Below are 13747 nucleotides of genomic sequence, written 5' to 3'. Positions count from 1 at the left end.
GCCGGGAACGTGAAGCAGCGGTGGCGGCGCACCCCCCGACCGGGTGCACCGCCACCGCCGTCTCTCACCTCAGGCGACCGCTGTCATCAGCAGGTGCCGAGGTCGCTCCAGACACCCCAGGCGCCGCTGGCGCTCGGGTCGTCGCCCTTGGTCCACCACTTGTTCTGGTAGTAGTGGCCCTTCCAGGAGACCTTGGTCGGGGAACCGTAGGTGGTGCCCGCGTCCCAGCTCGGCGCACCCGCGCAACCGGCCGGCGTGGTCGGCGGCGTGGTGGGCGGAGTGGTCGGCGGGGTGGTCGGCGGGGTGGTCGGCGGCGTCGTGGGAGGCGTCGTCGGCGGAGTGGTCGGGGTCGTGCCGCCGTCCACCGCGCCGCGGGTCAGGTCACCCTTGAGGCCGTACAGCGTGCCGCCCACGTTGACCGTCCAGTTGGACGGGGTGGACACCGGCAGGTAGTAGACGAAGTCCATGTCGATCGACGCGCCCGGCGCGAGCGACTGCCAGCCCGGCAGCTTCACCGAGACCCGGTTGTAGGTGCCCTTGAGGCCGCCCACGTTGCCGGTGCCGGTGTGGTCCTGCTTGATCACGGTCAGACCGAAGCCGGACTGGTCCTTGGCGTTGCCCGGGGCCGAGTTGCTGTAGTCGAACTGGAACTCGGTGCCGCCCGGCAGGGTCGTCGTCGAGTTGTTGACGATGTGGATCTTCGGGTTGATCGGGTAGTTCGAGTCACCCAGCGCGAAGTTGGTGAACGACACGTCGATCGGCAGGGTCTGCTTCGGCAGGGTGGTCGTCGAGCGGGTCGCGCCGTACGGCGAGGCCGCCTTGAACTTGTCGTACATCAGCGTGGTCAGCGTGTCGCCGGGCACGTACTGGCCCTTGCCGCCGTTGGCGGTGGCGTCCCACTTGTAGTCGCCCGCGAGCTCCCAGATCATCGTGCCGCCGGCACCCTGGTTGACGATGTAGTCGGCCTTGGCGGCGATCGACTGCTCGTCCTCGGTGGACAGGTACACCTTCTTGGCGTCGTTCCACAGCCACGGCGCCACCAGGGTGGAGCTGTAGTTGCGCACGTAGCTGCCCTGCAGGGCGGTGTCGCTCACGCCGTACTTGGAGAGGTAGTCGGGCACGATGCCCTTCTCCAGGTTCTTGGCGTGCCACATCGGGTTCGACCCGGCCGGGGACTCCTTGCCCGCGTCGTCCTTGTCGTTCCAGATGTTGTCGATGCCGACCGCGCCGTCACCGCACGAGGTCAGGCCGGAGCCGACCGGGCAGGTGGTCGCGGAGGCGGTGCCCCAGAGGCCGTTGGTGCCGCCCTGGACGTTCTTGAAACCGCGGGTGTAGTACGGCAGGCCGACGTTGATCCGGCCGGCCGGCATCGCACCGCGGAAGTAGTGGTACGACCAGTCGGCGTTCAGATAGCCGATGCCGCCGTACTGGCCGGTGCCGTAGACGTTGGCCGCCGCCAGCTCGCCGTCCTTGCCGTCGTCGAACAGCGCGGCGTTCGGGCCGACGTACTTGTTCCAGGAGCCGTGCAGGTCGTACGACATGATGTCGACGTAGTCCAGGTACTGCGCGATCTGGAAGGTCTCCATGCCGCGCAGCAGGTAGCCGGACGACGGGGCCGCGACCGAGAGCAGGTAGTGCTTGCCGTCGGCGGCGCCGGCCCGGTCCAGCTTCTCGCGCAGCGTCTTCATCAGCGCCGCGTAGCCCTTGGCCAGCGAGCCGCGCTTGCTGTTGGCGAGCTGCCAGTCCAGCGGGTTGCCCGCGTCCTTCATCGAGGTCGGGTACTCGTAGTCGACGTCGACGCCGTTGAAGCCGTACTTCTTGATGAAGTCGACGGCCGAGTTGGCGAAGGTGTCGATGCCCGCCTGGTTGACGCTGCCGTCCGGGTTGACGGTCATCGAGTAGAAGCCGCCGGAGTTGACGCGCTTGCCGTCGTCCCCGAAGTACCCGCCGGTCTCGGTCCAACCGCCCACCGAGATCATCGTCTTGACGTTCGGGTACTGCTTCTTGTACTTCGTCAGCAGGTTGAAGTGGCCCTTGTAGGGCAGCGACGGGTCGAGCTCGGCGCCGGGCACGCCCGGGAAGGACATCCCGGTGGCGGCGTTCTGCGCGTTGTCCGTGCCGACCGACAGCTTGTTGCTGGAATCGACGTGGGCGAACGCGTAGTTGAGGTGGGTCACCTTGTCCCACGGGATGTCGCTGACCAGGTACGGCTTGGTGCCGTCCTGGCCGGTGCGCCAGCTCGTGAAGTAGCCGATGATGCGGCGCTGGTGGTCCGCGCCCATCTTCTCGCGGCCTTCGGTGTCATAGACGCTGCAGTACGGGACGTCGACGCCCGGGGTGGCGTAGAGGCCGTCCGGGCGACAGGCGGCATTGTCGACGGTGGCGGACGCCTGGGAGGGCGCCGCGCCCAGCGTGGCCACCAGCAGGCCGGCCATCGCGGCAGCCGCCAGCGAGGCCAGGCCGGCGCGGGCCGCCGGGCTCGTGGAACGACGGGCAGCGGTGGGACGCCGCTCCGCCGAGGATCGGATCAACACTCGGTCCTCCGGGCAGAGTGTCGGCGCGTGCCTGTGGGGGAGCACGCACGTGGGGGAAAGCAGATTGGCGCTGAAGCTATGTGGTCTGAACCACATAGGTCAATAGGTCTGTACCAATTGGTAATCAATTCCCCAACATCCCCGGTCGAACGGCCGATTGTCGACGGTCGCCGACACATCACCAGCCCCAGCCACCCCCACCCTCCTCCGCATGCAGACGACCCCCAACCCCGCGCCGCGCCCACCTCCCCCGCCCCGCCGACGGCGAGGGAGGTGGACCACGTCAACGGCGACCGGCTGGACAACCGGCGCGAGAACCTCCGGCTGCTCTGTCCGACCTGCCACGCCGTCACCCCGACGTACCGCGGGCGGAACCGCAAACCTGTTATCGGCGCCCCCGACAGCCGGTACGCTTGCCTTGACGTGCGCCCGTACTCCAGCTGGCTAGAGAGGTACGGTTTAGGTCCGTATTGTCGTGGGTTCGAGTCCCACCGGGCGTACCAAGCAGATTGGCCCGTTTGCCTTCGAATCGAAGGCAAACGGGCCAATTTCATTCCTACGGGGCTCAGCCGAGGAGGGTCTTCACGACGGGGGCGAGGGCGCGGAAGGCCTGGCCGCGGTGGCTGATGGCGTTCTTCTCGGCGGGGGTGAGTTCGGCGCAGGTGCGGCTGTCGCCGAGGGGCTGGAGGATCGGGTCGTAGCCGAAGCCGCCGGTGCCGGCGGGGGTGGTGCGCAGGGTGCCGAGGAGGCGTCCCTCGACGACGCGCTCGGTGCCGTCGGGGAGGGCGAGGGCGGCGGCGCAGAAGAAGTGGGCGCCGCGGTGCTCGGGGGCGATGTCGGAGAGCTGGGCGAGCAGCAGGTCGAGGTTGGCGCGGTCGTCGCCGTGCCTGCCGGCCCAGCGGGCGGAGAAGATGCCCGGGGCGCCGTTCAGGACGTCCACGCAGAGGCCGGAGTCGTCGGCGACGGCCGGCAGGCCGGTGGCGCGGGCCAGGGCGTGCGCCTTCAGCAGGGCGTTCTCGGCGAAGGTGACGCCGGTCTCGGGGACGTCGGGGATCTCCGGGTAGGCGTCGGCGCCGACCAGTTCGACGTCCAGGCCGGCGTCGCCGAGGATGTCGCGCAGCTCGGCGACCTTGTGCTGGTTACGGGTGGCGAGGATGAGTCGAGTGGTCATGAAGCCACCCTAAACCGAGCGAACGGCGCGATTCCGGTCAGCCGGTGCAGACCTTGGTGAGGTTCGAGGCGGCGTCGCCGAGCGGCTTGAAGTCCGGGACCTGCTTGTTGTTGACCGCCTGCTGGACCTTGTCGACCTGGGTGCTGAGGTCGGTGATGGCCTGGGCGATGTCGGTGTCCTCGGAGTTCTTGCCGAGCTGGTCGAGGTCGTTCTTCAGCTTCTGCAGCGCCTGCCCGGCGGCGGCCGCGTCGTTGCTCGCGTTGCTGTAGGCGTTGCTGACCTCGTTGATGTCGCCGGTGATCTTGACGGCGGTGTTGCCGCAGTCGATCGCCTTCTGGGCGGCGGAGCAACTGACCGCGCTGAGCGGGAGGATGGCGATCAGGCCGGCCACGGCGAGCATGGTGGGGCGGGCGATGCTCTGGGGCATCCGGTCCTCCTGGGTGCGCGGGTATCCGGAAGGGAAGGACGCGCGCTGAGGGGTGCGCGGTTCCCGGCCACGGGTGCTGCGGGAACCGTACGGGCTCCGGGCCCGGCCTGTACAGCGGCCGGGCCCGGAGCCCGTTGATTTCCGGAAACCGAAACGGAACCGGTACTTCAGGGGGTAAGGAGGCCCCGGGAGGTCAGCCCTCCAGCTCGCCGAGGACCTTGCGCTGGACCTCGTCGAGCTCGGCGCAGCCGAGGGTGCCGAGGTCGAGCAGCCGGTCGAGCAGCGCGCGGTCGAAGGGGGCGCCCTCGGCGGTGCCCTGGACCTCGACGAAGCGGCCGTCGGAGGTGCAGACGATGTTCATGTCGGTCTCGGCGCGGACGTCCTCCTCGTACTGGAGGTCGAGCATCGGGACGCCGTCGATGATGCCGACGCTGACGGCGCTGACGCCGCCGGTGATCGGCTTGCCCTTGGCGCGCAGCAGCTTGCGCTCGCGGGCCCAGCTCACGGCGTCGACGAGGGCGACGTAGGCGCCGGTGATGGCGGCGGTGCGGGTGCCGCCGTCGGCCTGGAGGACGTCGCAGTCGAGGACGATGGTGTTCTCGGCGAGGGCGCGGTGGTCGACCACGGCGCGCAGCGAGCGGCCGATGAGCCGGCTGATCTCGTGGGTGCGGCCGCCGAGGCGGCCCTTGACGGATTCGCGGTCGCCGCGGGTGTTGGTGGCGCGCGGGAGCATGGAGTACTCGGCGGTGACCCAGCCCTCGCCGCTGCCCTTGCGCCAGCGCGGGACGCCTTCGGTGACGCTGGCGGTGCACAGCACCTTGGTGTCGCCGTAGGAGATGAGGACGGAGCCTTCGGCGTGCTTGCTCCAGCCCCGTTCGATGGTGACGGGACGGAGCTGTTCGGGGGTGCGGCCGTCGATGCGTGACATAGGCACCGAGCGTAGTCGGTTTCGGCGGGTGCTCCGGGTACGCCCCGAGGCGTCCCGAGGCGTCCGGGTCTGCCCGGGAGGGCGGGGTCCGGTGCCCGGACGTGCCGCGGCCCGCCGACCGGTGGGGTCGGCGGGCCGCGGTGCGAGCCGGGTGGGCTCAGCTCACATCATGTCCTCGATGTCGGCGGCGATCGGGTCGGCGTCGGTGCCGATGACGACCTGGATCGCGGTGCCCATCTTGACGACGCCGTGGGCGCCGGCGGCCTTGAGCGCGGCCTCGTCGACGAGGGAGGCGTCCTTGACCTCGGTGCGCAGGCGGGTGATGCAGCCCTCGACCTCTTCGATGTTGTCGATGCCGCCCAGACCGGCGACGATCTTCTCAGCCTTGCTGGCCATTGCTTTCTCCCTCTGTCTCGGCCCGTCGGCTGCTCTGCCGGGTGCCGTCCTGCGCTGTGACCTCGGTCGCGGGTGACGTGCGGTCAGTGGTGGGTCGTTGCCGTGGCGTGCTGCCCGCGCGGCGCGACCAGCATGACCCGAGCCGGACCGATATGCCACGTTAGTCCACTTTTGGCCCATTCCGACGCGCACGCCCGGGGTCGGCCCCCGAGGATGACGAGCAGTGGGGCCCGTCTCCCGGCGCGCGGCCTGCGTCCCAAAGTGGTCTACACCAATATATGTGTACTCCGATGAACGCAGGAAGGGCCCCGGGTGTTCCCGGTCCCCACCCGGGGGTCCCGGCGGGGACCACCGGCCGGCCACGGCACCCGGAGGGCGAAGGATGAGTTCGGCAGGCGCCACAGCACCGCAGAGCACGTGGTGGCACACCTTCTACGGCGGCCTCCAGAAGATGGGCCGCTCCCTCCAGCTGCCGGTGGCGGTGCTCCCGGCCGCGGGCATCCTGAACCGGCTCGGACAGCCCGATGTCTTCGGCAAGGACGGCCTGGGCTGGAACAACGTCGCCAAGGTGTTCGCGGCGGCCGGCGGCGCGCTGCTGGACTCCTCCTTCGGCCTGCCCCTGCTGTTCTGCATCGGGGTGGCGATCGGCATGGCCAAGAAGGCCGACGGCTCGACGGCGCTGGCCGCGGTGGTCGGCTTCCTCGTCTACTACAAGGTGCTGCACGCCTTCCCGGAGGACTGCGCGCCGGGGACGGTGCTGGTGAGCGACCAGTGCGTGGACTACACCTCGGCGAAGGCGGCGGCCGCGACGTACCAGAACCCGGGCGTGCTGGGCGGCATCCTGCTCGGCCTGATGTCGGCCTGGCTCTGGGTGCGCTTCCACCGCACCAGGCTGGTGGACTGGCTGGGCTTCTTCAACGGCCGCCGGCTGGTGCCGATGATCACCGCCCTGGTGGGCATGGGCCTCGCCGTGGTGGCGGTCTGGGTGTGGCCGCCGATCGGCCGCGGCCTGAACTCCTTCAGCCAGACCCTCGCCGACCTCGGCGCGGGTGGCGCGGGCATCTTCGGCGTGTTCAACCGCGCGCTGCTGCTGATCGGCATGCACCAGTTGCTGAACACCTTCGTCTGGTTCCAGTTCGGCGAGTTCACCAAGCCGGACGGCACCATCGTGCACGGCGACATCCCGCGCTTCCTGGCCGGCGACCCGACCGCCGGGCAGTTCCAGTCGGGCTTCTTCCCGATCATGATGTTCGCGCTGCCGGCCGCCGCGCTGGCCATCGCCCACTCGGCCAAGCCGCACCGCCGCAAGGAGATCTACGGCCTGATGCTCTCGGTCGGCCTGACCTCCTTCGTGACCGGTGTCACCGAGCCGATCGAGTACTCCTTCGCCTACATCGCCCCGGCCCTGTACGGCGTGCACGCCCTGCTGACCGGCGCGTCGATGGCCGTCACCTGGGGGCTGGGGGTGCACGACGGCTTCAGCTTCTCGGCCGGCCTGATCGACTACGTGATCAACTGGGGCCTGGCCACCAAACCCTGGCTGATCATCCCGATCGGCCTCTGCTTCGCCGCCGTGTACTACGCGCTGTTCCGCTTCATCATCGTGAAATTCGACCTGAAAACACCGGGACGCGAGCCCGAGAGCGAGGTCGAGGACGTGACCAAGGCATAAACCGAGCGTCACCGAACACAATCCGAAAAGGCCCCCGGACCATCGGTCCGGGGGCCTTCGGCATATCCGGCCGAGCCGAGGGCCCCGGCCGGAACGCCGCCCGCCGCGGCCCCCGGGCCGGTCGGTGACCGGCCGGTGACGTGCCGTGGAGCGTTCGGCCGCCGCGGCTTTTTGTTGCGCAAATAGCCAAAATACCAATCACGGCGGGTAATCAAGATCGCCGATCCACAAGTAGGTTTCGATTTCATAGCGCTTCCCATCTGCGGCGCTTTCAAGGGTTCCCCGCCTCCTCCGCGCGTGCTACAAAACTGGTCTACACCACGTGTGGTGTAGACCAGTTCGCGGTTCGGCCCCCTGTGCACCTTCCCCCGACCGACCCGCCCTTGCCGTAAGGAAGCCACCCCCATGAGTCAGTCTGCGCAGGCACCGGCGCCCGCCACGGCTCCGGCCACGCCGAGTCCCACGAAGAAGTTCGGCCAGGACCTGCTCCAGGGTCTGCAGAAGATCGGCCGCAGCCTCCAGCTGCCGATCGCCGTCCTCCCGGCGGCCGGTCTGCTGATGCGCCTGGGCCAGGACGACGTCTTCGGCAAGGACGGCCTCGGCTGGAACAAGGTCGCCGCGGTCTTCGCCACCGCCGGCAACGGCGTCTTCGACAACCTGCCGCTGCTCTTCGCGGTGGGCATCGCCATCGGCTTCGCCAAGAAGGCCGACGGCTCGACCGCCCTCGCCGCCCTGGTCGGCTTCCTGGTCTACAAGAACGTGCTGACCGCCTTCCCGATCGCCGAGGGCCACATCGCCGACGGCAAGTGGGTCCCCGCGACGTACCAGAACCCCGGCGTCCTCGGCGGCATCGTGATCGGTCTGCTCAGCGCCGTGCTGTGGCAGAAGTACCACCGCACCAAGCTGGTCGACTGGCTCGGCTTCTTCAACGGCCGCCGTCTCGTCCCGATCATGATGGCCTTCGTCGGCACCGCCGTCGGTGTCCTGTTCGCCCTGACCTGGGGCCCCATTGGCGACGCGATCAAGAGCCTGAACGACACCCTGATCGGGGCCGGCGCGTTCGGTGCCGGTGCCTTCGGCCTGGTCAACCGCGGTCTGCTGCCGGTCGGCATGCACCAGTTCGTGAACTCCTACGCCTGGTTCCAGACCGGTGACTTCACCAAGGCCGACGGCACCGTCGTGCACGGCGACCTGACCCGCTTCTTCGCCGGCGACCCCACCGCCGGACAGTTCATGTCGGGCTTCTTCCCGATCATGATGTTCGCCCTGCCGGCCGCCGCCTTCGCCATCGCCCACACCGCCAAGCCGCACCGCCGCAAGGCCGTCACCGGCATGATGCTGTCGCTGGCGCTGACCTCCTTCGTGACCGGTGTCACCGAGCCGATCGAGTTCGCCTTCGTCTTCATCGCCCCGCTGCTGTACGTGATCCACGCCGTCCTCACCGCCGTCTCGATGGCCGTCACCTGGGCGCTCGGCGTGCACGACGGCTTCACCTTCTCCGGCGGTCTGATCGACTACCTGCTCGCCTGGAGCAAGGCGACCGACCCGTGGATGATCATCCCGCTCGGCCTGGTCTTCGCCGCGATCTACTACTTCCTGTTCCGCTTCGCGATCGTGAAGTTCGACCTCAAGACCCCCGGTCGCGAGGACGACGACGAGATCGAGGACGTCACCAAGGCCTGACGCCCCGTACCACCGCACGCCGCTCACGGCCCCGCCCCGCCCCCGCTCCCCCGGGTGGCGGGGCGGGGCCGTTCGCGTGCCCGAGGCCGGCTCCCCGCGTGTCCACCGCGACGGCCGCCCGCTGAGACGGTGGTTGACGGATCCGCGGAGCCGCTGGTCAACTGAAGCGGTGAACGCCCCCCGCCCGCTGGTGACCCGCAGCCACATCGACTTCGGTCGCGTGTGGTCCGCGGCGTGTCGCGGCTGACCCGAGCGTTCCCCCGCCGCCGCCCGGCTGACGTCCCGCCGCGCCCGGCCCGCGCACCACCCCGTCACCCGCGCCCGCCCGTGCCCCGTACGGGCCGACGCGTGCCCGCGCACCCCCGCCCGCCCCCGTCCCCGGGAGCGCGGGCCGGTCCGCGACCCGCCGCACGCACCGCTTCCGTCCCAGGAAAGTCCAGGCCGCCCATGCCCCGCCCGCTGCACCTTTCCGCCGCCCTCGACAGCCCCGGCCACGTCGACGCCGCCCACTTCACCGCGCTCGCCCGGCTCGCCGAACGGGCCGCCCTCGACTTCGTCACCCTCGACGACTCCTACGCGCCCGAACCGCGCCGGCTCGACGCGCTCGCCACCTTCGCCCGGCTCGCCCCGGTCACCCGCGGCCTCGGCCTGGTCCCCACCGTCACCACCACCCACACCGAGCCGTTCCACACCTCCATCGCGGTCAACACCCTGGACTGGGTCAGCGAGGGCCGGGCCGGCTGGCTGGTCGGCGTCTCCGACACCGAGGCCGAGGCCAGGGCCTTCGGCCGCAAGGACGCCGCCCCGGCCGACGAGCTCTGGGCCGAGGCCGCCGACGCCGCCGAGGTCGCCACCCGGCTCTGGGACAGCTGGGAGGACGACGCCGAGATCCGCGACACCGCCACCGGCCGGTTCGTCGACCGCGCCAAGCTGCACCACATCGACTTCCGGGGCCCGCGCTTCTCGGTCCGCGGCCCCTCCATCACCCCCCGCCCGCCGCAGGGCCGCCCGGTGATCGCGGTCACCGTGACCGCCGCCGACCTCGCACCGGACGCCGGCCCCGGCGGCCGCGCCCGGGTCGCCACCGCGGCCCGCTACGCCGATGTCGTCCTGCTCGACGCCCCCGACCGGGCCACCCGGCTCACCGCCGCCACCGCACTGCGGCTGCGCGGCGGCGAGGCGCTGCGGATCCTGGCCCGGATCCCGGCCGCGCTGCCCGACGACACCGCGGCCGCCGCCCTGCTCACCGAGGTCACCGAGGGCGGCGGCGGGGTCGACGGCTTCCACCTGGTGCCCGCCGAGCCGGCCCGCGACCTCGCGGCGCTCGCCGAGCACGTCGTGCCGGCGCTGCGCGAGCGCGGCCTGTTCCGGGCCCGCTACACCGGCCGCACCCTGCGCGAGCACCTCGGCCTGGCCCGCCCGGCCAGCCGCTACGCGCTCGCCGCGACCATCGCCGCCCCCGTCCCCACGCCTGTCCCCGTCCCCGCCGACGGCCTTGCCGCCGGCCTTGCCGCAACCGCCGAGGTGACCCGATGACGGACCGCCCGCTCAAGCAGATCCACCTCGCCGCCCACTTCCCCGGCGTCAACAACACCACCGTGTGGAGCGACCCGGCCTCCGGCAGCCAGATCGCCTTCGGCTCCTTCCGCCACCTCGCCGCGACCGCCGAACGCGGCCGGTTCGACTTCTTCTTCCTCGCCGAGGGCCTGCGGCTGCGCGAGGTCAAGGGCCGGATCCACGACCTGGACGTGGTCGGCCGCCCCGAGTCGATCACCGTGCTCGGCGCGCTCGCCGCCGTCACCACCCGCCTCGGGCTGGCCGCGACCGTCAACGCCACCTTCAACGAGCCCTACGAACTGGCCCGCCGGTTCGCCTCCCTGGACCACCTTTCCGGCGGCCGCGCCGCCTGGAACGTGGTCACCTCCTCGGACGCCTTCACCGGCGAGAACTTCCGCCGCGGCGGCTACCTGGACCGCGCCGACCGCTACACCCGGGCCGCCGAGTCCGTCGCGCTCGCCCGGGCGTTCTGGGACGCGGCGGGCACCGGCACGGTCCGCCACCAGGGGCCGCAGTTCGACGTCGAGGGCACCCTCTCGGTCCCCCGGCCGCCGCAGGGCCACCCGGTGGTGATCCAGGCCGGCGACTCCGAGGAGGGCCGCGAGTTCGCCGCCGCCACCGCCGACGTGGTGTTCAGCCGGCACTCCACGCTCGCCGCCGGCCAGGCCTTCCACGCCGACGTCAAACGGCGGCTCGCCGCGTACGGGCGCAAGCCGGACGAGCTGAAGATCATGCCCGGGGTCACCTACGTCCTGGGCGACACCGAGGAGGAGGCCGTCGAGCGCGCCGCCGCGATCCGCCGCGCCCAGGTGAGCCCGGCCACCGCGATCGCCTATCTGGAGCAGGTCTGGGGTGTCGACCTCTCCGACCACGACGTGGACGGCCCGCTGCCGGCGATCGACCCGGTCCGCGACTCCGGCCTGGTCCAGGGCCGCACCTCGCTCGGCGACCCGCTGGAGATCGCCGCCACGTGGCGGGCGGTGGCCGCCGAGAAGGGGCTCAGCAGCCGCGAGCTGGTGATCGAGGTGACCGGCCGGCAGAGCTTCATCGGCACGCCGGAGAGCGTCGCCGACCAGCTCGACCGGCATGTGCAGAGCGACGCCGCGGACGGCTTCATCCTCGTCCCGCACCTCACCCCGGGCGGGCTGGACGACTTCGTCGACCGGGTGGTGCCGCTGCTCCAGGAGCGCGGGGTGTTCCGCACCGAGTACACCGGGACGACGCTGCGCGAGCACCTCGGCCTGCCGGTCCCCGGCCGGCGCTGACACCCGCCCGGCACCACCGCCCGGCACCGCCGCCGTCAGACCCGGCCGAGCCGGGCGGCGTGCACGCCGGCCTGGAAGCGGCTCTCCGCGCCCAGGCCGGCGGTCAGTTCGGCGACCAGCCGGCGCACCGTGCGCTCGGACAGCTCCAGCTTGCGGGCGATCGCCGCGTCGGTGCGACCGGCCGCCAGCAGGCGCAGCACCTCGACGTGACGCTCCGTCATCTCCACGGCGCCGGGAAGGAGCTCGGCAGGGGTCCAGGCGGCCGACCAGAAGTACTCGAAGAGTTCGGCGACCAGCGCGACCAGCGTCGGCTCGCGCACCACCACGGCCGCCTCCGCCACCGGGGCGTCGCCGCCCGGCCCGGAGCCGGGGGCGGGCAGGATCGCCAGCCGGGCGTCCACCACGATCAGCCAGAGCGGCAGCGAGTGGGCCACCCGGATCCGCGCCCCGGCCCCGGTCAGCTCCCGGACGTGCCCGAGCACGGCCGGGCGGCGCAGCGCGGCGGCCGGGTGGATGGTGCGCAGGGTGGCGCCGTGGGCGAGGGCGAGGCGTTCGCGGGCGAGCTTGCCGGCCAGGGCCGGGCCGGAGAGGTCCTGTCCGGGGCGCAGCGAGAGGGCTTCGGCGCGGGCGCCGCGGGCGGCGTCCTCCAGCAGGGCGGCGACCCGGTCGGCGCCGCGGACGACTTCGAGCGCGGTGCCGGCGCGGTGGCGTTCCTGGACGGGCAGGTAGTCGGTGTGCAGCCGGTCCACGGCGTCGCGGGCCCGGTGCAGGGCGCCGAGCAGGTCGGCGACCTGGTGGTCGGCGTCGAGCAGCAGTTGCCGCACGGCGGTGTCCACGGAGACGGCGGCGCGGCCGGCGGGGTGGTCGGCGGGGCGGTCCCGGACGGGGCCGGCGGCGGCGGGCTGGAGCAGGCCGAGGGCGAGGAGTTCGGCGGTGGCGGCGGCGAGCCGGTGCCGGTCCCAGTCGGGGAACAACTCGGCGGGCGGGCGGCCGGGTTCGGCGAGCAGGCGGGCGTAGAGCCGGGTGGCGTCCCGGTCGGCGGGGCTCTCCATCGGCGCAGCCTAGTGAGGGCCGGTGCCCGTCCGCCCGGGTCTTCCATCCTGCGAGACGGGTCGTTTCCGCTCCCGGTCATGGCCGGTTCCGGCAGTGTCCGAGCCGCTGACCGGGGGCGCCGGGGTGGCCAGGATGGCGGCCATGACGGTTCTTCCCGAGGCTTCGACGATCTGGCTGGACGGTGCGCTGGTGCCGTGGCACGCGGCGTCCACGCACGTCCTCACCCATGGCCTGCACTACGGAACGGGGGTGCTGGAGGGCACCCGGGCGTTCGCCACGGCGGACGGCCCGGCGGTGTTCCGGCTGCCCGAGCACCTGCGCCGGCTGGACCGCAGCGCGCGGATGCTGCGGATGGAACTGCCGTACGGGGTGGACGAGCTGGCGAAGGCCACCGTCGACCTGGTGCGGGCGAACGGCCACCGTTCCTGCTATCTGCGGCACTTCGCGTTCCTGGGCTACGGCGCGATGGGCCTGGACATGCGGTCCTCGCCGATGGTCACGGCGGTCGCGAGCTGGGAGTGGCACTCCCAGCTGCCGGACGCGGAGGGCGGGATCAGGCTGAAGACGAGCAGTTGGCGGCGGACCGACCCGAACGCGGTGCCGCCCGCGGCGAAGGCGACCGGCCCGTACCTGAACTCGGTGCTGGCCCGCCGGGAGGCGACCGACGCGGGGTACGACGAGGCGCTGCTGCTCGGCCCGGACGGCACGGTGAGCGAGTGCACGGGCGAGAACGTGTTCGCCGTGCGCGACGGGGTGCTGCGCACGCCCCCGACGAGCGCGGGCGCCCTGGAGGGGATCACCCAGGACACGGTGCTGACGCTGGCCCGTGACCTGGGTGTGCCGGTGCGGGTGGAGTCACTGCTGCGTTCGGACCTGTACGCGGCGGACGAGGTGTTCCTGTGCGGGACGGCGGCCGGGGTGGTGGCGGTGCGTTCGCTGGACGACCGGGAGCTGCCGGCCGCCCCGGGTCCGCTGACGGCCCGGTTGCAGGCGGCCTACGAGGCGGCGGTGACCGGTGCGGACGCGCGCTACCGGCACTGGCTGACGCCGGTGGAGTGAGC

At 71.8% G+C, this 13747-nt stretch carries 11 protein-coding genes and 1 tRNA gene; 6 read left to right on the top strand and 6 right to left on the bottom strand.

Annotated features, from left to right (window positions below):
• Nucleotides 1–86 precede the first annotated feature (86 nt).
• Complete coding sequence (locus ABTX81_RS15235) at nucleotides 87–2435, bottom strand: chitinase C-terminal domain-containing protein (protein WP_350545042.1); 2349 nt, start codon at nucleotides 2433–2435, stop codon at nucleotides 87–89.
• Nucleotides 2436–2959: 524 nt separating this feature from the next.
• Here ABTX81_RS15235 and ABTX81_RS15225 point away from each other — a divergent pair.
• Nucleotides 2960–3037, top strand: a tRNA-Leu gene (locus ABTX81_RS15225).
• A 62-nt stretch (nucleotides 3038–3099) separates the two neighbouring features.
• On the opposite strand, the gene rdgB is transcribed toward ABTX81_RS15225, so the two are convergent.
• The 4 genes from rdgB to ABTX81_RS15205 form a co-directional block, all read right to left on the bottom strand.
• On the bottom strand, nucleotides 3100–3705 hold the full coding sequence (gene rdgB, locus ABTX81_RS15220; protein WP_350544803.1) for an RdgB/HAM1 family non-canonical purine NTP pyrophosphatase: 606 nt from the start codon (nucleotides 3703–3705) through the stop codon (nucleotides 3100–3102).
• 37 nt (nucleotides 3706–3742) lie between these two features.
• On the bottom strand, nucleotides 3743–4132 hold the full coding sequence (locus ABTX81_RS15215) for a hypothetical protein (RefSeq protein ID WP_350544800.1): 390 nt from the start codon (nucleotides 4130–4132) through the stop codon (nucleotides 3743–3745).
• A gap of 193 nt (nucleotides 4133–4325) precedes the next feature.
• Nucleotides 4326–5060, bottom strand: coding sequence for a ribonuclease PH (gene rph, locus ABTX81_RS15210; RefSeq protein ID WP_350544797.1), 735 nt, complete (start codon nucleotides 5058–5060; stop codon nucleotides 4326–4328).
• A 162-nt stretch (nucleotides 5061–5222) separates the two neighbouring features.
• Nucleotides 5223–5456: a PTS sugar transporter subunit IIB gene (locus ABTX81_RS15205; protein WP_030060521.1), complete on the bottom strand. Its 234-nt coding sequence runs from the start codon at nucleotides 5454–5456 to the stop codon at nucleotides 5223–5225.
• Between the two features lie 382 nt (nucleotides 5457–5838).
• Between ABTX81_RS15205 and ABTX81_RS15200 the strand changes: the two genes are divergently transcribed.
• From ABTX81_RS15200 to ABTX81_RS15185, 4 genes are all read left to right on the top strand, one after another.
• Nucleotides 5839–7128 (top strand): PTS transporter subunit EIIC, encoded by a 1290-nt coding sequence (locus ABTX81_RS15200; RefSeq protein ID WP_350544794.1) that lies wholly within the window; start codon nucleotides 5839–5841, stop codon nucleotides 7126–7128.
• A gap of 405 nt (nucleotides 7129–7533) precedes the next feature.
• A complete protein-coding gene (locus ABTX81_RS15195) occupies nucleotides 7534–8811 on the top strand; it encodes a PTS transporter subunit EIIC (RefSeq protein ID WP_350544791.1) in 1278 nt (425 codons plus the stop codon).
• 447 nt (nucleotides 8812–9258) lie between these two features.
• Nucleotides 9259–10347, top strand: a complete 1089-nt coding sequence (locus ABTX81_RS15190) for an LLM class flavin-dependent oxidoreductase (RefSeq protein WP_350544788.1) — start codon at nucleotides 9259–9261, stop codon at nucleotides 10345–10347.
• Complete coding sequence (locus ABTX81_RS15185) at nucleotides 10344–11633, top strand: NtaA/DmoA family FMN-dependent monooxygenase (RefSeq protein ID WP_350544786.1); 1290 nt, start codon at nucleotides 10344–10346, stop codon at nucleotides 11631–11633. Before ABTX81_RS15190 ends, ABTX81_RS15185 begins: the two co-directional genes overlap by 4 nt.
• A 35-nt stretch (nucleotides 11634–11668) precedes the next feature.
• Here the strand turns inward: ABTX81_RS15185 and ABTX81_RS15180 are convergent, their stop codons facing one another.
• Nucleotides 11669–12685 (bottom strand): LuxR C-terminal-related transcriptional regulator, encoded by a 1017-nt coding sequence (locus tag ABTX81_RS15180; protein ID WP_350544783.1) that lies wholly within the window; start codon nucleotides 12683–12685, stop codon nucleotides 11669–11671.
• A gap of 142 nt (nucleotides 12686–12827) precedes the next feature.
• On the opposite strand from ABTX81_RS15180, the gene ABTX81_RS15175 reads away from it, so the two are divergent.
• Nucleotides 12828–13745, top strand: a complete 918-nt coding sequence (locus ABTX81_RS15175) for a branched-chain amino acid transaminase (RefSeq protein ID WP_350544780.1) — start codon at nucleotides 12828–12830, stop codon at nucleotides 13743–13745.
• The last annotated feature ends 2 nt before the right edge of the window (nucleotides 13746–13747 follow it).

This window comes from Kitasatospora sp. NPDC097605 (assembly GCF_040302725.1).
Taxonomy (GTDB): Bacteria; Actinomycetota; Actinomycetes; order Streptomycetales; family Streptomycetaceae; genus Kitasatospora.
This window is presented reverse-complemented; position numbering and strand designations above follow the sequence as displayed.

Excerpts from the sequence above, each read along its gene's own strand:
- ABTX81_RS15190 (WP_350544788.1), top strand. The coding sequence starts at position 9,259 with ATGCCCCGCCCGCTGCACCTTTCCGCCGCCCTCGACAGCCCCGGCCAC.
- ABTX81_RS15235 (WP_350545042.1), bottom strand. The coding sequence starts at position 2,435 with ATGGCCGGCCTGCTGGTGGCCACGCTGGGCGCGGCGCCCTCCCAGGCG.
- rph (WP_350544797.1), bottom strand. The coding sequence starts at position 5,060 with ATGTCACGCATCGACGGCCGCACCCCCGAACAGCTCCGTCCCGTCACC.
- ABTX81_RS15185 (WP_350544786.1), top strand. The coding sequence starts at position 10,344 with ATGACGGACCGCCCGCTCAAGCAGATCCACCTCGCCGCCCACTTCCCC.
- ABTX81_RS15215 (WP_350544800.1), bottom strand. The coding sequence starts at position 4,132 with ATGCCCCAGAGCATCGCCCGCCCCACCATGCTCGCCGTGGCCGGCCTG.
- ABTX81_RS15175 (WP_350544780.1), top strand. The coding sequence starts at position 12,828 with ATGACGGTTCTTCCCGAGGCTTCGACGATCTGGCTGGACGGTGCGCTG.
- ABTX81_RS15205 (WP_030060521.1), bottom strand. The coding sequence starts at position 5,456 with ATGGCCAGCAAGGCTGAGAAGATCGTCGCCGGTCTGGGCGGCATCGAC.
- ABTX81_RS15180 (WP_350544783.1), bottom strand. The coding sequence starts at position 12,685 with ATGGAGAGCCCCGCCGACCGGGACGCCACCCGGCTCTACGCCCGCCTG.
- ABTX81_RS15200 (WP_350544794.1), top strand. The coding sequence starts at position 5,839 with ATGAGTTCGGCAGGCGCCACAGCACCGCAGAGCACGTGGTGGCACACC.
- ABTX81_RS15195 (WP_350544791.1), top strand. The coding sequence starts at position 7,534 with ATGAGTCAGTCTGCGCAGGCACCGGCGCCCGCCACGGCTCCGGCCACG.
- rdgB (WP_350544803.1), bottom strand. The coding sequence starts at position 3,705 with ATGACCACTCGACTCATCCTCGCCACCCGTAACCAGCACAAGGTCGCC.